Here is a 19,050-nt window from a genome sequence, read left to right on the forward strand (position 1 = left end):
TCCAGCTGGCATGTTAGAGAAACTTGTACTCTTACCACTCGGGAATTTTATCCGAAACAAATCAATCCAGAATTTCCTTTTTTTGGCGGTCATCCAGTCATCTAATGTCCTGATCTCTATCATCACCATGCCACTGCTGATCCAGAGTATCGGAGTCAGTCATTACGGATTGGTCAATCTCGCACTATCAGTCATCATCTTGCTCAATATTTTGGTAGGCTTTGGCTACAATCTCAGTGCACCGAGAGAGGTCGCAGTCCATCAGGAAGACAAAGAAGCCCTGTCTCATCAGGTCTCCAATGTCTTCTCAGCCAAATTTGTTCTTGCTTTGATTTCCACTGTGCTCATCCTAGTAGGTGTGTTTGGGATGGATCTCTTCAAGGAATATCAGATGATTCTGATTTATTCATCCATGTTGCTTTTCTCTGAGGCGACACTGCCCCTCTGGTTTTTTCAGGGAATGGAAAAAATGAAACTGGTATCCATTGCCAATATTTTCTCCAAACTGCTCTTTCTGATGGGGATAGTCCTATTTATCCACAGTCCAGCGGACAGTAAGTGGGTCAATTTTCTAATGGGTTTTTTCGGTTTGGGTATCAATCTCTCTCTTTTGCTTTACATCCATTACTTCATGGAAGTCAAATTTTACCGACCTGAGATTGCTTCGATCATCAAAAGTCTCAAAGAGAATGTTCTCTTATTTTTTTCCAATCTGGCCAGCCACTTGTCCATCAATGGAGGCCTGATCATTCTGAGTTTTTTCTCTGTCGCTGAGACACTCGGGATGTACAGTCTGGCAGAGAAAGTCGTGATGATTTTAAGGCTTTTTCCTGCTTTGATCATCCAGGCTATTTTGCCTAATGCCTCCAAGCTCTACAAAAAAGATCAGGCACACTTTTTCAAATTTCTCAAAAATGTCTACTTACGGGTTTTGCTTTTTGGGGCACTGATTTCGTTGGGAGCTCATTTTACCGCTCCTTGGATCATTCACACATTGGCCAGATCTCCCCTTGCCGAATCGGTCATGTATCTGGAGGTATTGGCTGCTATCCCTTTTCTTGCCTGCCTCAATGTAGGCAATGTGACCTTGCTTTTGGTGGCAGACCTGAAAGAGCTACTGTTCAAAGCAAGCTGGATGATGTGTGTCTATATGATCGCCATTTCAACTATTTTGACTGCCTTGATGGGACCCATGGGGCTATGTCTTGGCATTATTTCTACCGAGGTGGTTGTCTTCATTATTTGTTTGGTGATCTTGTATCGTCACAAAAAGGAATTGGTACATGGCTTCTACACCTGATCCTTCAGTCGCGATTATTTTGGTCAATTGGAACGGCTATGCCTTTACCAAAGCTTGCCTTTCCTCTTTGAGAGAAGTAAATACTCCAGACTTCACTGTCATCCTCGTCGACAATGATTCCCAAAAACCGGAAGGCGAAACGCTGAAAAAGGAGTTTCCAGAGATCCTCTTGATTCAAAACCCAAACAACTTGGGTTTCTCGGGAGGAAATAATGTCGGCATTCGCAAAGCCTTAGACATGGGTTTTTCCCATGTATTGCTGCTCAACAATGATACAGAAGTAGAGCCTGACTTCTTGGAAAAAATGCTTCATGTCCAACAAAGCGAGGCATCTACCGGAGTCATACAGCCCATGATCTATTTTTTGGGAGAAAAAGAAAAAATCTGGAGCGCTGGCGGAAAATGGATTTCTACCTATGCTCGGGCCAAAACATTGGGGGATCGGAAAAATGTCGATGATTACTCTCCTTCCACCGACAAGCTGGACTGGGCTACCGGTTGTGCCATGTTGGTGTCAAGGGAAGCAATTCTGGCGGCTGGCCTTCTCAATGAGCAATATTTTGCCTATTTCGAAGATGTAGAATGGTCGCTGCGCATCCGACAAAAGGGATTTGAAATCAAGCTGGCCTCTGATGCCACTGTCTACCATGAAGCAGGAGCTTCTTCGAAAAAGAAAGGACCAGAAGGGACACTCAGTGCCAATGTTTTCTATTGGAATGTAAGAAATCAGTTCTTTTTGCTTCGGGGATTAAATAAACCCTCCAAGGGTTTAGAACCCTTGGAGGGTTCGCCGAATGAATTCATCGCCTACCCTTATCACCTCGGCAAATTTCTACTTTGGATGTGCTACTTTTTATTAAGAGGTAGATTCAAGAAATTAAATGCCGTGGCCAGAGGGATCAAAGAAGGATTGTCAGACCCACTAAAACCTGCTCCGGAATGGCCCTAATTTTCTTCCTTTTGCTGGTTTTGCTGGTCGGGATAGGCTTCCTGTGGACGATCCAAGAGATGATTTTCAAAGGGAAATGGACTCACTTCATCTTCTTTTTGGCAGCATTTCTTCCTTTTTATATTAGCAGTCTGAGTCTGGTATATTTGGCTACCCGATCTCCTGAACTAGTCAGTATTTTTCAGATTCTAAAGGAGTTGATCGTCTTGATCGCTCTGTTGGTGTTTTTATTTTATCAGAAAAACCTCAGCAAATATCCCTTCCGGATGCAGTCCACAGACTGGATGATGCTCAGCTTCCTTGGCTTAGCATTTGTCTACCTGCTAGTCCCTTTGGGGCAGGCCTCTTTTCTGAACAAAGTTCTTTATTACAAAAGCATTCTGATTCCGGGCTTGGTGTATTTCTTGGGAAGAAATACCCAATTTGAGGATTGGGAAATCAAGCGACTCTTCAAGATAGTTTTTATCATTGCTCTAGCTGCCTTTGCCGTCAATGTCCTAGAAAGCTTCATTCTCAATGCCCATCTTCAGCAGTACAGTGGCTACGCACTCTACAATCTTGCCATCAATGATATCGAGCCTTCGGGAAATTTTGGACTGACTTGGACTTTTGAAACTCAGGCAATCACCAAGCGATTGGCCAGTTTTTTCTCTGATCCATTGGAGTTGGCCAGTTCAGTTTTGATGGGATTTGCCGCAGGGTTGATTTGGTTTTTGACCAGCAAAAAAGAGTACAATTGGTGGTATCTCCTGATCATGGCCTGCTCCTTGGGAAGTTTGATATTTTCAGCCTCTAGGGCCGCCTTTGGCGCATTTTTTATCATGTTGTTTTTCATTGCGCTGGTCTTTGGCCTTTACAAATTGATCGCTTCGGGCTTTTTGATGCTACTTTGTTTTGCTGTCTACGTGCTCTTTTTCGCTTCAGACGACTTCTATTATTTTGTGATAGATACTCTGACATTCGAAAACGCATCCAGTCTAGGTCACGTGGTAGAATGGGTACTCGCCTTGGACTCGATGATTGCCAATCCTCTGGGAATCGGGCTGGCCATGAGTGGGAATTTTGGAAGTGTCACAGACGAACTGAGAGTCGGAGGGGAAAATCAGTTTTTCATTTATGGAGTCCAAATGGGCTGGATAGGCATGATTTTGTATATTCTTACCCTAGCCACCGGAATCATCGTCAGTTTGAGAGTTTTTTATCAGACAGAAAATACGCAAGTTGCTCGGATTGCCTTCGTGGGTGCGGCTGTCAAGGTCGGCTTATTGCTTCCCCTGTTTACCGCAAATGCAGAAATGTATACGTACGTAGCTTGGCTTTCCTGGTGGATGATTGGGTTTGCCGTGCATGAGTATAGCAGAATCCAAGTATCTTTGAAAAAATCCCTTTAGTTTGAAAGTTCTTTTAGACCTGCAATATTTAAATATCGCCACCACTGGGATCAAAACCTACATGGTGGAACTAGCCAAAGCCATCCGGAAATATCCTCATCCTGACTTAGAGTTTATTTTTACACATGAACCTGAGGAGCAATCCAAAAAAGACACCTTCAAAAACCCTCAATCGAAAATCCAGCGGCTCAACTATCACTTGGATTATTTCCGGTGGAAAGAATTTCAGCTTCCTGACCTCGTCAAAAAACATCAACCGGATGTCTTGATTTGCCCTGATTTTGTATCACCTGCAGCATCACTTTCCTGTAGAAGACTAACGGTGATTCACGATGCTTTTTTCTGGCAAATGCCACAAAACTACCCCAAGTGGTGGAGAACGTATTTTCTCAGTCTGCTCAAAAAAGGACTGAAAGAACAAACTGAAATCATCACCACCACGGACTACTCCAAGCGGTCTCTGGAAAAATACCTCGGCAAGCAATGGCCCATCTCGGTCATCTATCAGTGTCCCAAAAGCCTCAAGGCTGCTTCCGAACCCAGTATTGTGAAAAAACTTGGTCTAAGCGAGCAGTCGTTTTATCTACATATCGGTGTATTTGACAAGCGAAAACAACTTCCTTTTTTGACCGAAGCTTTCGGAGAAGCCTTGAAACAAGGACATACTTCCAAAAAACTCGTGTTGGTCGGAGGTCCAGGACATAGCGATCAAATGAACGACCTACCCAAGGTAGAAAAACTGGTGCGGGAGCTCGGCCTAGAAGAGCATATACTGCTGCCGGGATACCTTACTGATGGGGAAATCAAAGCTTTGTATGAGCATGCCTATGCCTATCTTTTCCCTTCGGAGAATGAAGGATTTGGAATCCCCATTCCTGAAGCCATGGGGTTTGGCTTGCCAGTCATTCACTCAGATCAGCAGGCACTTGTAGAAGTAGCCGGAGGTGCTGGTATAGCCTTCAAAACTGGAGAACAGGAAGATTTGATAGCGAAAATCACGCATTTGGATGCTCATCCAGAGCTCAGAAATGAACTGGGACAAAAAGGAAAAAAACGATCAGAAGACTTTACAGCCCAGAAATTTATCGAAAGCTTCTACACTATTATTTTGCAATCCTCCAACTGACTCCTTCCTGCGATGAATCTCTCTAGTCTCAGCTACCTCCCCAATCATACAAGCTTGCGAGAGCATTCCACTGCCAAGATTTTCTTACATTTGGGCCGCACTTTTGATTGAGCATTCAATGGCCGGCATTTTCAGCAATATCACTTCTAAAGTCACCGGAATAGACTTTAAAGACCGATTTGGAAAAGATTGGGATGGGGTCTCCACGATGGGTTTGGTCTTGAGGATGGCTTGTTGGTTTGTGAGAGGCATGCTAGTTCGCTGGCGTTTCAAGCAAGCGAAAGGATTGTTTTTAATCGGAAAACGTGTCACGATCAGGCAGGCTCATTACATCACAGTAGGTAAAAATTTCATTGCTCAGGACAATTGTGAAATCAATGGACTCTCCCAAAATGGCTTGACCTTCGGAGATAAAGTAACCGTTGGGAGCTATGCAATCATCCGTCCTACCAACCTGTATGGAGGTGAAGCGGGACTGGGCCTCAAAGTAGGGGACAACAGCAGCATCGGGCCGTATAGCTATATAGGATGCTCGGGCTATATCGAAATCGGCGCCAATGTCATGATGTCTCCCCGAGTGAGCATCTATTCAGAGAATCACAATTTTGAAGATTCGGAGGTCGATATGATCGAACAGGGAGTGACGCGCTCCTTTGTCAAAATAGAGGATGACTGCTGGATCGCTTCAAATTCTATCATTTTAGCGGGGGTGACGATCGGCCGGGGATCGATCATAGCCGCTGGCTCCGTGGTGACCAAAGATGTCCCTCCCTATAGCATTGTGGGCGGAAATCCCGCACGTGTCATCCGTAGTAGAAAAAAAGAAACAAGTGATGCCCAGGTCTGATTCGGCTGACCAAATTTTGAAAATGAGATTACATTTGATTTTACCACCCTTGTTTTTAGAATGCATTTCAACAGTGTATGTTTATCGCTCTATCTCTTCTATTAAGGCTCTGCTATGAAAGAGAGAAAAGTACTTGTGATCTTCTGTGATGCAGATCTCTATGGCGCCAGTAAAAATCTCATCCGCTCGCTCGATGGGTTTAGAAGGATCGGTCTGACTCCAATTACTGTCTTGCCGTTTACCGGTCCGCTGATACCGAGGATAGAGGAATTGGGTTTTGAAGTGATCGTCATGGATCATGGTATTCTTAGAAGGCAAAATCTTAGCCCCAAAGGCATTTTTAAGTTTGCCAGCCAGATTACCTCTTCCTTTTGGAAGCTCTCGAAACTGATCAAGCACGAAAAAATCCACCTGATCTATTCCAATTCCAATGCGAATTTCATTGGGGGTCTACTCAGGATCCGGCATGGGATTCCTCATATCTGGCATATTCATGAAATCATCAAGCATCCCCGCTGGTTTAAGTCTTTCTTAGAAAACTACATCAAAATCTCGGAAGACCGAGTCTTTTGCGTTTCCAAAGCCGTCATCAATAATTTTTCTGCCATTGACGAAAGCCACTTGAAGTTGCTCTACAATGGTATCGATACGCAACCCTATCTCCAACCTGCCTATGACCTGAAAGCCGAATTGGGGATACCGAAGGACAAAATCCTGATCGGGATGATCGCCCGAGTCAACCATTGGAAGGGACAGTCCTATTTTCTGGAAATAGCCGCTTTACTAAAAAAGCGTTACCCAAACCTACATTTTGTGATGGCTGGAGATGTATATCCAGGCTATGAGTATCTCTATGATGAATTGCAATCTCAAATCCAGAGACTAGATTTGGAGATGACTGTGACAAATTTGGGATTCAGACTGGATGTACCTGAAATACTCAGCGGATTAGATATTTTTGTGCTCCCTAGCATTTTGCCAGATCCACTACCTACGACGGTTCTCGAGGCCATGGCTGCAGCCAGACCGGTCATCGCTACCAATCATGGGGGAGCTACCGAGATGGTTTTGGATCAAAAAACAGGGTTTCTGATTCCATGGGATGATGCGTCGACGGCAGCTTTGGCTTTTGAAAAACTCATAGAGTCCTCAGAATTAAGATCAAAAATGGGAAATTCTGGTAGAGATAGAGTATCTAGGCAATTTAATCGGGAGAATTACCTGGAAAATTTCGGCAAACTTGTTTCTGAATTGCTAGAGGAAAAAATTAACTAAAGAAAGAAGCGTGGCAAAAAAAACAAAGCCATTAAAAATAGCCATCATGGGGGCAAAGGGCTACCCTTACGTCTATGGAGGCTATGATACGATGATCCGTGAGCTCGGAGAGAGGCTGGTAGAGCGAGGAGTGCATGTACGGGTGTATAATCACCGGGCTCTGTTTCCTCAGAAACCTCGCTATGTCAATGGCATCGAGTGTATCTATACTCCAGCTATAGAAACAAAAATTCTGACCCAGCTGTCGCATACGTTTTTCTCCATGCTTCATGCCTGCTTCTCGGATGTGGATGTGATATTCGTGGTCAATTCGGGCAATGGACCCTTTGGCTTGATTAGCCGTTTTTTCAGAAAACCTACCGCCATCAATGTTGATGGCCTCGAATGGCTTCGTCCCAAATGGAGAGGTCTCGGATCCAAATATTTCCGATGGGCTTCCAAAATGGCAACCAAGCATTTTGACCAAGTCATCAATGATTCGGATGAAATGAAAAGAGTCTATTTGGAGTTGTTTCAAACCGATTCTAAAGTAATCGCCTATGGAGCTAATCCAAGAGAAAACGTGGAAGCCGACCCTATTTTCAAGTGGGATCTCCAAAGTCGCGAGTATTTTTTGATCGTGGGACGACTGGTCCCGGACAATAATGCCGAACTGATCATAGAAGGTTTTTTGAAATCCTCCACGGACAAAAAGCTCGTGATCGTAGGCGATGCACCCTTTGATGATCACTGGTCTACCCAACTCAAGAAAAAGAAGGATCCTCGATTGGATTTCTTAGGCTATATCACAGACTCCAATACGCTGGCCGCACTCTATACGCATTGCTATGCCTATTTTCATGGCCATGAATACGGTGGCACAAATCCCGCCATGCTCAAAGCTATGGGCTATGGATGCGCTATTTTGGCCCTGGACACTCCCTTCAATCAAGAAATGCTTCAAAACGGAAAACATGGCTGGTACTTCCAAAAAGAGGCAGAGTCTGTCAAGGACATTGTGGAAAAATCAGAAAACGAACCTGAATCCATGTTCTATCTAAGAAAAACAGCAAGAGACGGACTGACAGAAAAATACAATTGGGAGCATGTCACCGATCAGTATTTGGAGGTTTTTAAGGAATTAGCTGAGAAATAGGATTTGAAATACGAAAGGAGAAAAACGATCTTCTGAGAGGTTTTGGATTTACGAATGACGAAATACGATTTACGTGCAGCAGAGATGAGTTTGCTGTATTCTACAATTTTAAACGCTTTAGGGAAAATTTATTTGGATTGGAGTGATTATTATGAACTCAATTTTCCAATCTTCAATCCACTGCGGCGGACAAGTGCTTCCAATTTTAAAATTATGAACATCGAACGATGAATAGTAAAGAACTTTCCAACCTTACCACTTTTGAACTTTGAACTCCATTCTCACGAAATCCGGCTCCAATTAACCGCCGTCTTCTTTTGTTGCTTGATTTGCCGGAGAATAGGCGCATGGATTGGCTGACTTAGGTTTGGGTCATTTGCCAATACTTGCTGAGCAGCATCTCTTGCCAAAGTTAAAATAGGAGCGTCTTTGCTCAAATCAGCAATCAATAAGTCTGTAATCCCGCTTTGCTGCGTTCCCATCAAATCTCCCGGCCCCCTCAATCTCAGATCTACATCTGCTATCTCAAACCCATCATTGGTACGAACCATCGTTTCCAATCGAATCCTCGAATCCTTGGAAAGCTCATACTTGCTCATCAGCACACAGTAGCTTTGCTCGGCTCCGCGACCGACTCTGCCCCGTAGCTGATGAAGCTGTGAAAGCCCAAATCGCTCCGCATTTTCGATCACCATCACCGAAGCATTGGGCACATTTACTCCCACTTCGATCACAGTCGTCGCCACCATGATTTTCGTTTCTCCCTTGACAAATCGCTGCATTTCAAAGTCCTTTGCCTCAGCTTTCATCGCTCCATGCACGATGCTCAAGGGATAGTGTGGAAAAGCACGGGCAATGCTTTCGTAGCCATCCATCAGAGATTTCAAATCCAGTTTTTCAGACTCTTCTATCAGTGGATACACGATATAAACTTGCCTTCCTTTTTTGACCTCCTGATTGATAAAGCCAAACACTTTCAAACGGTCTTTTTCATAGCGATGAACCGTCTGGATTGGCTTTCTCCCAGCTGGAAGTTCATCAATGACTGACACATCCAGGTCCCCATAAAGCGTCATGGCCAGTGTACGTGGTATTGGCGTGGCAGTCATCACCAAAACATGGGGAATGAAATCTTCATTTTTGGCCCAAAGCTTTGCTCGCTGTGCTACCCCAAATCGATGCTGCTCATCGACGATGGCCAGCCCAAGATTTTTGAATTGAACGATATCTTCCAGTAGGGCATGGGTGCCGATCAAAATCTTCAGTTCGCCGGATAAGAGCTCTTCATGGATAATTTTCCGGGCAGATTTTTTGACCGACCCAGTCAAAAGTGAAATTTTCAAGCCCATCATATCCGCAAATTCCTTTAGGCCCTCATAATGCTGATTGGCCAAAATCTCGGTAGGAGCCATCAGGCAGGCTTGAGCTCCGGAGCCGATCGCGATCAGCATACAGATAAAAGCCACCATGGTTTTCCCACTTCCTACATCTCCCTGCACGAGCCGGTTCATCTGCTTGCCAGACTTCAAATCTTGGTAAGCCTCACGGATCACCCGCTTCTGCGCCCCAGTCAATTCAAATGGAATATGGTTTTGGTAAAAATCCGTCAGCAATTCGGTATTGTCCAGGATTTGGCCCCGATACTTCTCAGTACGGGTCACTTTCATGAGCAAAAGTCTCAGCTGCAAAAAGAAAAATTCCTCAAATTTGAGTCGTTTTCTGGCTCTTTGGAGCAAGGCTGGATCTGAGGGAAAGTGAATTTCCTTGACTGACTCCCGCTTACCGATCAGTTGGTATTGCTCCAAAATCTCCTGAGAAAGCGTCTCCTGGATGTGGGGATAGCAGATTTGCACCAGTGATTCCAGCACTTTGGAAATCCCCCGGCTGTCCAAAAATCTAGCCCTCAGCTTGTCTGTCGAAGAATAAACGGGTTGAAAATTGTTGCGCTTTTCTGTAGCTTGGGAAAGCGGCTCCATCTCAGGATGAGCGATACTCCATTTCCTGCCAAACTGAGCAGGCTTCCCGAAGAAAATAAATACCGCTCCTACAGGGAGTTTTTTTTGGACCCACTGAATGCCCTTGAACCAAGTCATCTCCATCTCACCGGTCTCATCGGCGACATGGGCCACCAAGCGTCTTTTGCCACCGACACCAAGTAGCTCTACTTTTCGGATTCTGGCTATGACTTGGACATTTTCCAGCTCTGAGTGAAGTTCCCGGACTTTGTAAAACTTGCTCCTATCCTCATAGCGAAATGGATAGTGCTGGAGCAGATCTCCATAGGTAAAAATCGAGAGTTCCTTGTTGAGTAATTCGGCTTTTTGAGGGCCAACTCCCTTGAGAAACTCAATTTTAGTATCGAAAAATCCGGACAAAGCGTGGGGTTAAAGTTTGAAACAAATTAAAACTTCGCATTGGGGAAAGCCAAAACTTTGACTGGAATTGTCAATGAGACAGAGTGGATATTAGATTTTATCCAAAAGCTCTTTCAGTGCTGCCCGCTTAGCCTGCTGATCTCTGAGATAAATCATTTGATTTTTGGCGCGATGAAGATTTTGCTCCGGATATTTCACCTTATAATACACATTGCCCATCAGATGATCTGTGAAAAAACGAAGCCCCATCATACAGGTCATCACCTCCCCAGCCAGCAAGAGGGACTCCTTTTCTTCTGGGGTAGCTATGTCTTTAATTCCAGACCAATAGCCAGACAATAGTTCTTGGAAAACCTCCAGATCCAGATGGATTTGATCCCAAGAAGTGCTCGTCTCCTGCACAGAGCAGGCGACAGTGCGTACCAAATCTCCAAAATCATACATCAAATAACCTGGCATCAAGGTATCCAAATCAATCAACGCCGCGACTCGCTCCAAGTCTTTTGAAAAAATCAAATTGTTGATTTTGGTATCACTGTGAGTCAGTCGCAAGGGAAGTTGCTGGGCAAATTCACGATACGCTTCGATGAGGGGCTTTTGATTAGTATAAAAGAGAAGAATCTGTTTTTCTTCTTCATCTAGATTTATTGCTTTTCCAGCTTCTTCGAGAAACTTATCATAGCGCAGATCCAAGCGGTGAAAATGGGGAATGGTCTCCTGATACCTATCAATCTGCACGTCTTTTGCCCAAGCGGCAAATTGCCCATAAGCCTCACTCGCCAAGAAAGCCTGCTGAGGATTGTCTATCTCCTGGATTGTCTTACCCTCCACAAAGTCAAAGAGGCGATACATTTTCCCTTGGGTATGGACTAGGTTACTACCCAACTTGTCCAGTAATGGCAAGGGCAACAAAAAGGGAAAAGGGTGACTGTCTTGGTAGGCTGAAAGAAAAGCCAGATTGGAAGCTATCCGATCAGGATATTGAAAGACGGAATTATTAAATCCCTGCAGGACGTAGGACTGGGAGGTAGTCTGGATCAAAAAAGTATCATGGATCAGCCCTTCACCAAATGGGACTATTTGAGATTCCCGAAGATCTCCCAATTCAAACTGCTCAAATATTTCCTGAAATAGCTTTTCCTGCATGGATGAATGAAATAGTGGTACCCGATTTTATTTTGAAACACGAATGAAAGTGCAAATTACAGGCTGAAGTTCATTGTTTATAAAATTTATTAAAAAAGTTGAACGGCATTTAGATAAAATTTTTGTTATTTGGCTCTAATAAACAAATCCCACTTTGTATGAATGTCAGTACAATCGACTGGGCCATTATCGGGGCCTTTTTTGTCATTTCCTTATTGATAGGACTATTTACCTCAAAGAAAGCCGGCTCTTCAGCCAAGGAATTCTTTCTTTCAGGACGTAATATGCCATGGTGGCTGCTAGGTGTATCCATGGTAGCAACCACTTTTTCGGCAGATACACCCAACTTGGTCACCGACATCGTCCGAAAAAATGGTGTGGCGGGTAACTGGGCTTGGTGGGCTTTCTTGCTCACAGGGATGCTGACGGTATTTGTTTATGCCAAACTTTGGAGAAGATCCGAAGTGACAACCGATTTGGAATTTTATGAATTACGCTATTCCGGTAAAGGAGCCGCCTTCTTGAGAGCATTTAGAGCTATCTATTTGGGTGTCTTTTTCAATGTCGTGATCATGGCTACCGTATCTCTGGCTGCTATCAAAATCGGCGGGGTCATGCTTGGACTTAGTCCGGTGCAGACCTTGTTGATCGCTTCCATTGTGACAGTAGTTTATAGCTCTTTGGGAGGTTTGAAAGGCGTTTTGTTGACTGATTTCTTTCAGTTTTTCATCGCCATGATCGGATCTTTTGGAGCAGCTTATTTCATTTTGGATTTACCGGAAATCGGTAGCCTCAACAATCTTTTGACTCATGAGAATGTAGCGGGTAAGTTGGATTTCATTCCAGACTTTGACAATCCCAATGTCTATATCCCACTTTTCATCCTTCCCATAGCCATCCAGTGGTGGGCTACTTGGTATCCTGGTTCTGAGCCAGGTGGTGGTGGCTACATCGCCCAGCGTATGCTTTCTGCCAAAGATGAGAAGAATGCCATCGGAGCCACGCTCTTTTATAACATTGCACATTATGCAATGAGACCTTGGCCGTGGATCTTGATTGCCCTTTCTTCTTTGGTGCTTTTCCCAAATATCTCAGATCTCCAAGCAGCATTCCCTAACATCCCTGCGGATAAATTGGGTGATGACTTAGCGTATTCTGCGATGCTGACTTTCCTTCCAACAGGTTTGATCGGGATTGTATTGGCATCTTTGATCGCAGCGGTAATGTCCACGCTTTCTACTCACCTGAACTGGGGATCTTCCTACGTGGTAAATGATTTTTACCTGAGATTTGTCAAGCCTGAAGCTTCTGACAAAGAATTGGTAGCTGTTGGAAGAATTTCTACCGTAGTCTTGATGGCGCTTTCGGCTATTTTGGCCTTGGCTCTATCCTCTGCTTTGGACGCCTTCAATATCTTGCTTCAGATCGGTGCAGGTACAGGTTTGATTTTTATCCTTCGTTGGTTCTGGTGGAGAATAAACGCATTCACAGAAATTTCTGCAATGGCGATTTCTTTCGTAGTGGCGATTTTCTTTGAGGTGATCAATCCAAACATTGAATTGATCAGCATACCAGATGACCAGTCATATCTCAAATTGATCTATTCCGTATCAATCACCACTATCGGTTGGTTGCTAGTCACCTTCTTGACCGCACCAGAAAAGGACGAGGTTTTGCTTAGCTTCTACAGAAAAGTAAGACCTGCTGCTTATGGATGGAAAAAAGTACTAGACAGATATCCTAGCGAAGTGCAGGAGCAAGGTCAGCTACCAAAAGAAATTGGTCTGATGCTGGCAGGTACGATCATGATTTATTCAGCACTATTTTCCACAGGATTTTTCATCTATGGCAATATGCTTGGAGGATCTATCGCAGCCGTTCTTTCGGTGATTACTAGTATCATCATCATCAAATCCTGGAAAAACATCCGCTAATCCTGAAATTTTACAGAATTCATCAGGTGGGCTAGGTCCACCTTGATGAATTCTATCACAGGGGATAGGGAGTCATTTTTCATGGATGTATTAAAATACAAGGCTCCCCTCAAAAAATGCTCTGTAGAATCCGTCACAAAAAATTGAAACTGGGTAGGCACCTCACCGCTTAGCTCCGCCACTACTCCGGTATACCCTTCTGGAGTTATCAACACATTTTCTGAAATCCCATAGGCCTTTTGCTGATGTTTCGCTGTCAGATTAAAGGCATCTGTACTGAGGGATCTAAAATCATATTGCTCATTGATAGGCCTGTAAGTCAAATGTACTTTGGCATCAAAGTCTTGGTAGTTGATATTAATCCAGTTTTTTTCATCCAAATTGAATGAATCCGGCTCTACTCTACCATGCTTAGAATATTCCAAGCTATAGGGATATTCTCCATCCAATGTGGAAAAGGAATGGCTAGGAAGATCGATTCTATTATAGCCTGGAGGTTTTGGGAGGTAATTTTGCTCACATGCACTCAGCAATCCCACAGTCAAAGTCATCAAGATTAACTTTCTCATGGCTTAAAATTAGACTTTGCATTTGAATTGATCTCGGAAAAGTGGAAATTTAAGAAATAACCAATCTCTCTTTTCAATGAAAAAACCAATTTACAAACTCGTTTTTGGTCTGGCAGCAGGTCTTCTGATCATGGCATCAGGCATGGCTAAAGCTCAGACTACGATGGATGAATTTCTACCCAAATGGAATAACAGCAAGCAATTCACGATCGACGTGCTCAATAAGATGCCTGATTCGGGCATGGATTATAAAACTGATCCGGCAGCGATGAGCTTCAAGGAGCAAATTCACCACATCGGAAGTGCTATCGTCGGGATTTCACAAGGCTTTTTGGATGGAAAAGACCCCGGTTTCAGCATCGACATCGCCACTGCTAGCAAGGCTGAATTGGCGGACTATACCGCTAAATGTTTTGATTATGGCATGGCAACCATGAAAGCGCTAAGCCCTGAGCAAGCAGCAGAAAAAATAGAGGTTTTTGGCAATCAAGTGTCCAGAAGACAAGTCATGGCTCTCTTGATGGATCATACGACTCATCACAGAGGATCAGCCATTGCCTATCTCCGGTCCAATGGCGTAGAGCCTCCTGCTTTCGTAGGATTCTAATAAAAAAAATCCCTGACAGCTTTTCTAATTGTCAGGGATTTTTTGATTCTACTATTTTCGTCATACCGCTCGGCCGGATATCAATCTCATCAATACAGCTATCACAGCCAATACCAACAAAATGTGGATCAATCCACCAACGCTATAAACAAAGAATCCTAGAATCCATCCAATGATCAGGATGACAGCGATTAAATAAAGTAAAGAACTCATGATTTCATTTTTTTGGTTGAACACTTTCTATTGTTCAATCCAAATGCCTGAAAAGCATAAAAATCAAAAAGTTCATTCAGAGCCTTCCAATGGACATTTTTCGAAAATTCATATAATTTCTACTCGTCATTCACCCCACTATTCCTCCACAAGCTGAGGAAATCCTTTCCCAAAAAAAAGAAAAACCCGACCTAGTGGTCGGGCTTGTATCACTCTCTGATCCAGGCGACTTTGTCGCCGATCGCATCACGCTTGCCTTCCGGCCAAGTTTCGATTCCCGGTTTGGCTACATAGAAAAAGCCCATCAGCATGTCTTCTCCTTCCAAACCAAAGTCTTCTCTAGCCTCTGGCCAGAATGTCGGGCCCCCAGTGCCCCAATAAGCCGCTAAGCCATGAGCAGAAGCCGTCAGATACATGTTCTGAACTGCCATAGAGACTGCAGCGATCTCTTCCATCACTGGAATTCCAGAACCTTCAGTCCGCTTCATCAAAATGGCAATCACATGGGAAGCTTTCAGCGGGCTTTCTTTGAACTTGGTGTAGGTAGCTTCCAAAAACGGAGTTCCGTTTTTCTCTGCTCTCATTTTATAAAGATCTGCCTGGTAGTCGGCAAATTTTTTCAATCCCTCGCCCGTGTACACAATAAATCTCCAAGGTTGAGTCAGTTTATGAGTAGGAGCCCAGTTAGCATTTTCGAGCATCTCCTCGATGATGGAATCGTCCACAGGGTCATTTTCCTTAAACTGTGAAACAAACAGGGATCTTCTCCCACGGATGATTTTGGTTACCTCTTCTGAGTTAAAATCAGGTCTTTGCATAAAGTATTGTCTTAAACCGCTTTCGCAGTTTCCATTTTATTAATGATGTCTTCGTAGTCAAGTTTGTCCCAGTTTTCGGTGATCAGCGGATCTGCCATCACACCGTCCATGATGCTTTCTTGGAGTTTGCCTTGAGCATATGCCTCGGCGTAGCCCATGTCTGAAAATGTCACCATGGTATAGAGTGGGATCCATTCCTTGGGATAGAGTGCATGAAGCTTTGCCTCGATTTTTTTGCGAAGCAAAAATTTGGGATCAGCTACAGAATCTCTCATTTCTATGAAATTCTCCATCGCCAATTGGCAAATCGCATCGGTATCCAGCTTGCGTTTCTTCTGGAATTTTTCGAAAACCAAATCCCAAGAGTTCAGGCCGTATTTTTCCAATAGTCCATTGAGAATGAAGCAATCCTCAAATCCACAATTCATCCCTTGCCCATAAAAAGGAACCATCGCATGGGATGCATCTCCCAACAGCATGCTGTGGCCCTGCACCCAAGGAAAACATTCGATATTGATCAGCGCAGCGGTCGGGTTTTTGAAAAACTCTTCCTTCAGGTTTGGCATCAGTTGATAGGCATCGTCGAAGTAGTTGGTAAAAACAGACTCCAGATCCTTCTCATCATTGATTTTGTCAAAACAGACTTTGGTTCCCTGAAATGGAAGAAACAAAGTACAGGTGAACGATTTATCCGGATTGGGCAGCGCGATCAGCATAAACTTGCCTCTCGGCCAGATATGAAGCGCATTGGGATCCATGGCAAATTCTCCTTCCGGAGTCGCCGGAATGGTCAATTCTTTATAGCCGTGACTGAGATATTCCTGCTTGTAATTGAAGCGAACCTGCTTTTGCATCGAAAGCCTCAAGGCAGAATATGCTCCGTCTGCGCCGATGATTACAGGAGCTATTTCTTTCTTGATTCCAGCTTTGGTCTCAAAAGTGATCTCCTGATTCTCAAAATTGACATCGAGACATTTGTGCTCAAACTTTATCTGCGCACCCAGTCTCTCAGCTTCCTCAGCAAGCAGCTGATTGAATTTACCTCTGGAAATAGAATAAATCGCCTGATTATCCTTCCCATATGGGATAAAAGACGTACCCCCGTGTTCATCGTGAATCTTACGTCCGTACATTGGAATCGCCAAGGGAAGCACCTGATCCTTGAGTCCCACCTGTTCCAGACTTTTCCATCCTCTATGACTCAGGGCCATATTGATAGATCTGCCTCCTTCGTAGTAGGGAGAGATTCTTTTGTCAGGTCTTTTGTCATAGACCGTCACATCCAATCCCTGACGCTTGAGATATATCGCCATCAAGGTCCCGATCAATCCGGCACCAAGAATGCTTATTTCATCTTGTTTCATGTGGATTTTTTTATCCTCGCTTTTTTTTAAGCGAATTTTTCAATGGATTGTTCCAAAATTTTGGCAAATCTGAAAACATCCATGTAGCTGTTATAAAGTGGTGTCGGGGCCAGCCGGATCACATTTGGATTTCTCCAATCCCCAACTACTCCTCGGCTATACCATTCATCGAAGACAGCCTTTCCGCCGCGATGAATCAGCAAAGATAACTGACAGCCTCTATCGGAGGGTTTTTCTGGGGTAATTATTTCCAAAATGCCTGATTCTCCGCTGATTTCTCGAATCAAATACTCCAAATAGCCAGTCAGCTTGATGCTTTTTTCCCTAAGGTTTTGCATCCCCGCGTCCACAAAAATATCCAAGGAAGCCTGATGCGCTGCCAAAGCCAGAATATTGGTATTGGCCAGCTGCCATCCATCTGCTCCAAACATGGGAAGAAATCCCTTTTCCATTTTGAATCGCTGGCCTTCATCATGACCCCACCAGCCTGCAAAGCGATTCAAATCAGGTCTTTCGGCAAATCGCTCATGCACATAAATTCCAGAAATATTCCCAGGACCGGAATTCATGTACTTATAACTACACCAAGTCGCAAAATCTACATCCCAGTCATGCAATTTCAAAAGGGCATTGCCCGCGGCATGAGCCAAATCAAAGCCTGCGTAAGCCCCAACTTCATGAGCTGCTTGGGTAATCGCTTGCATATCAAAAAGCTGTCCTGAGTAATACTGGATTCCAGCCATGTTGACCAAAGCCAAAGCTTCGCCCTGACTTTTGATTTCAGCTACAATATCTTCCGTCCTCAAGGTATGTTCCCCTGCCCTCGGCTTCAATTCGACGATGACATCCTCTGGTTTCAAACCATGAAATTTCACCTGAGTCTCGAGCATATATTGATCTGAAGGAAAAGCTCCAGCCTCCACGATGATCTTGTATCTCTTAGAAGTAGGTCTATAAAATGAAACCATCAATAGGTGCAAATTCACACTGAGGTTGTTCATTGCTACCACTTCATGCTCCTGTGCGCCCATGATTTCTGCCAAAGCCGGTTTGGATTTATTCTTGGCATAAAACCAGGCATCTTCTCCATGAAAATGCCCATCCACAGCCATTTGAGCCCAATTGTGAAGCTCTCGGTCCAATCCATTTCTTACAGATTTAGGCTGAAGGCCCAGAGAGTTTCCACAGAAATAAATGGCCTCTTGACCATTCACTTGAGGGAAAAAGAATTGATCTCTAAACTTTGCCAAAGGATCTTTTTGATCCATTTCTTGGGCAAATGATTCTGAGTATTGGTAGTTCATGTAGGAGTTACAAGTTTTAAAGTTTGAAGGTTCAAAGGTTTTAAGTTTTCATAGCATCCTAAAAGTGCAGGATAACTTTCCACTTTTCAACCTTCCCACCTTTCAACTCATTTGGTCTATCGACTATTTTGTCATCACCGTACCACAGTTTTTGCAGGTACAGTTTTCAGGATTGTTCCAGAATCTATCCATGATAGGAGGTAACTGCGAGACAATATCAGTCAGCTCGACATACTCTTCGTAAAGCAAATGTCCACAGTTTTCACAATGCCAGATAAAGCCGTCCTTCTCACCCGGTCTTCTGTATCTTTCTATCACTAACCCCACAGTATTTGCCGGTCTTCTTGGAGAGTGGGGAACTTTGGGTGGCAAAAGGAAAATTTCTCCCTCTTTGATGTGAATGTCTTTTGGCTTGCCATCTTCTATCACTTTGAGCACGATATCTCCTTCCAATTGATAAAAGAATTCCTCCCCTTCATCGTAGTGATAGTCCTTTCGAGAATTAGGTCCGCCTACGACCATGACAATGAAATCATCATTCCCTTTGTAAACCTGCTGATTGCCAACAGGCGGCTTTAAAAGATGTCTATTATCATCAATCCATTTTTTGAAATTGAAAGGTTGGGACAAGGCCATAATTTTATTTTTTTTAGTGGAAAAGGGCTGTTGCTATCGGGTTTTTACCCCAGTGAATTAG

The 19,050-nt window shown here is 43.9% G+C and carries 17 protein-coding genes; 9 read left to right on the forward strand and 8 right to left on the reverse strand.

Going from position 1 to position 19,050, the window contains the following annotated elements:
* Nucleotides 1–10 precede the first annotated feature (10 nt).
* From G460_RS0114005 to G460_RS0114035, 7 genes are all read left to right on the forward strand, one after another.
* The gene (locus G460_RS0114005; protein ID WP_026955950.1) at nucleotides 11–1,300 is read left to right on the forward strand and encodes an oligosaccharide flippase family protein; all 1,290 of its coding nucleotides are present in this window, start codon (nucleotides 11–13) and stop codon (nucleotides 1,298–1,300) included.
* On the forward strand, nucleotides 1,284–2,249 hold the full coding sequence (locus tag G460_RS0114010; protein ID WP_026955951.1) for a glycosyltransferase family 2 protein: 966 nt from the start codon (nucleotides 1,284–1,286) through the stop codon (nucleotides 2,247–2,249). The genes G460_RS0114005 and G460_RS0114010 overlap by 17 nt, the downstream gene beginning before the upstream one ends.
* Nucleotides 2,240–3,640 (forward strand): O-antigen ligase family protein, encoded by a 1,401-nt coding sequence (locus G460_RS0114015; protein WP_026955952.1) that lies wholly within the window; start codon nucleotides 2,240–2,242, stop codon nucleotides 3,638–3,640. The genes G460_RS0114010 and G460_RS0114015 overlap by 10 nt, the downstream gene beginning before the upstream one ends.
* A 1-nt stretch (nucleotide 3,641) precedes the next feature.
* Nucleotides 3,642–4,766 (forward strand): glycosyltransferase family 4 protein, encoded by a 1,125-nt coding sequence (locus G460_RS21900; protein WP_035464478.1) that lies wholly within the window; start codon nucleotides 3,642–3,644, stop codon nucleotides 4,764–4,766.
* A 118-nt stretch (nucleotides 4,767–4,884) separates the two neighbouring features.
* Nucleotides 4,885–5,613 (forward strand): acyltransferase, encoded by a 729-nt coding sequence (locus tag G460_RS0114025; RefSeq protein ID WP_026955953.1) that lies wholly within the window; start codon nucleotides 4,885–4,887, stop codon nucleotides 5,611–5,613.
* A 114-nt stretch (nucleotides 5,614–5,727) separates the two neighbouring features.
* Entirely contained in the window at nucleotides 5,728–6,888 is a 1,161-nt protein-coding gene (locus G460_RS0114030; protein WP_026955954.1) for a glycosyltransferase family 4 protein, read from the forward strand.
* A gap of 46 nt (nucleotides 6,889–6,934) precedes the next feature.
* A complete protein-coding gene (locus tag G460_RS0114035; RefSeq protein ID WP_051316071.1) occupies nucleotides 6,935–8,023 on the forward strand; it encodes a glycosyltransferase in 1,089 nt (362 codons plus the stop codon).
* Nucleotides 8,024–8,304: 281 nt separating this feature from the next.
* Here G460_RS0114035 and recG read toward each other — a convergent pair whose 3' ends face one another.
* A complete protein-coding gene (gene recG / locus G460_RS0114040) occupies nucleotides 8,305–10,398 on the reverse strand; it encodes an ATP-dependent DNA helicase RecG (RefSeq protein ID WP_026955956.1) in 2,094 nt (697 codons plus the stop codon).
* A 90-nt stretch (nucleotides 10,399–10,488) separates the two neighbouring features.
* Nucleotides 10,489–11,544: a phosphotransferase enzyme family protein gene (locus G460_RS0114045; protein WP_026955957.1), complete on the reverse strand. Its 1,056-nt coding sequence runs from the start codon at nucleotides 11,542–11,544 to the stop codon at nucleotides 10,489–10,491.
* A 158-nt stretch (nucleotides 11,545–11,702) separates the two neighbouring features.
* Between G460_RS0114045 and G460_RS0114050 the strand changes: the two genes are divergently transcribed.
* Nucleotides 11,703–13,478, forward strand: a complete 1,776-nt coding sequence (locus G460_RS0114050) for a sodium:solute symporter family protein (protein ID WP_026955958.1) — start codon at nucleotides 11,703–11,705, stop codon at nucleotides 13,476–13,478.
* On the opposite strand, the gene gldD is transcribed toward G460_RS0114050, so the two are convergent.
* On the reverse strand, nucleotides 13,475–14,047 hold the full coding sequence (gene gldD, locus G460_RS0114055; protein ID WP_035464480.1) for a gliding motility lipoprotein GldD: 573 nt from the start codon (nucleotides 14,045–14,047) through the stop codon (nucleotides 13,475–13,477). The two genes, G460_RS0114050 and gldD, sit on opposite strands and share 4 nt — an antisense overlap.
* Nucleotides 14,048–14,123: 76 nt before the next feature.
* Here gldD and G460_RS0114060 point away from each other — a divergent pair, with 76 nt between their 5' ends.
* Nucleotides 14,124–14,654 (forward strand): DinB family protein, encoded by a 531-nt coding sequence (locus G460_RS0114060; protein ID WP_026955960.1) that lies wholly within the window; start codon nucleotides 14,124–14,126, stop codon nucleotides 14,652–14,654.
* A gap of 60 nt (nucleotides 14,655–14,714) precedes the next feature.
* Here G460_RS0114060 and G460_RS23195 read toward each other — a convergent pair whose 3' ends face one another.
* From G460_RS23195 to G460_RS0114085, 5 genes are all read right to left on the reverse strand, one after another.
* Nucleotides 14,715–14,867, reverse strand: coding sequence for a lmo0937 family membrane protein (locus G460_RS23195; RefSeq protein WP_157366934.1), 153 nt, complete (start codon nucleotides 14,865–14,867; stop codon nucleotides 14,715–14,717).
* A 209-nt stretch (nucleotides 14,868–15,076) separates the two neighbouring features.
* Nucleotides 15,077–15,685: a nitroreductase family protein gene (locus G460_RS0114070; RefSeq protein WP_026955961.1), complete on the reverse strand. Its 609-nt coding sequence runs from the start codon at nucleotides 15,683–15,685 to the stop codon at nucleotides 15,077–15,079.
* A gap of 11 nt (nucleotides 15,686–15,696) precedes the next feature.
* Nucleotides 15,697–17,049, reverse strand: a complete 1,353-nt coding sequence (locus G460_RS0114075) for an FAD-dependent oxidoreductase (RefSeq protein WP_026955962.1) — start codon at nucleotides 17,047–17,049, stop codon at nucleotides 15,697–15,699.
* Between the two features lie 26 nt (nucleotides 17,050–17,075).
* Nucleotides 17,076–18,353, reverse strand: coding sequence for a kynureninase (gene kynU, locus G460_RS0114080; protein ID WP_026955963.1), 1,278 nt, complete (start codon nucleotides 18,351–18,353; stop codon nucleotides 17,076–17,078).
* Nucleotides 18,354–18,476: 123 nt separating this feature from the next.
* Nucleotides 18,477–18,989, reverse strand: a complete 513-nt coding sequence (locus G460_RS0114085; RefSeq protein WP_026955964.1) for a 3-hydroxyanthranilate 3,4-dioxygenase — start codon at nucleotides 18,987–18,989, stop codon at nucleotides 18,477–18,479.
* Nucleotides 18,990–19,050 lie beyond the last annotated feature (61 nt).

Source organism: Algoriphagus vanfongensis DSM 17529, assembly GCF_000429465.1.
Classification (GTDB): Bacteria; Bacteroidota; Bacteroidia; order Cytophagales; family Cyclobacteriaceae; genus Algoriphagus; species Algoriphagus vanfongensis.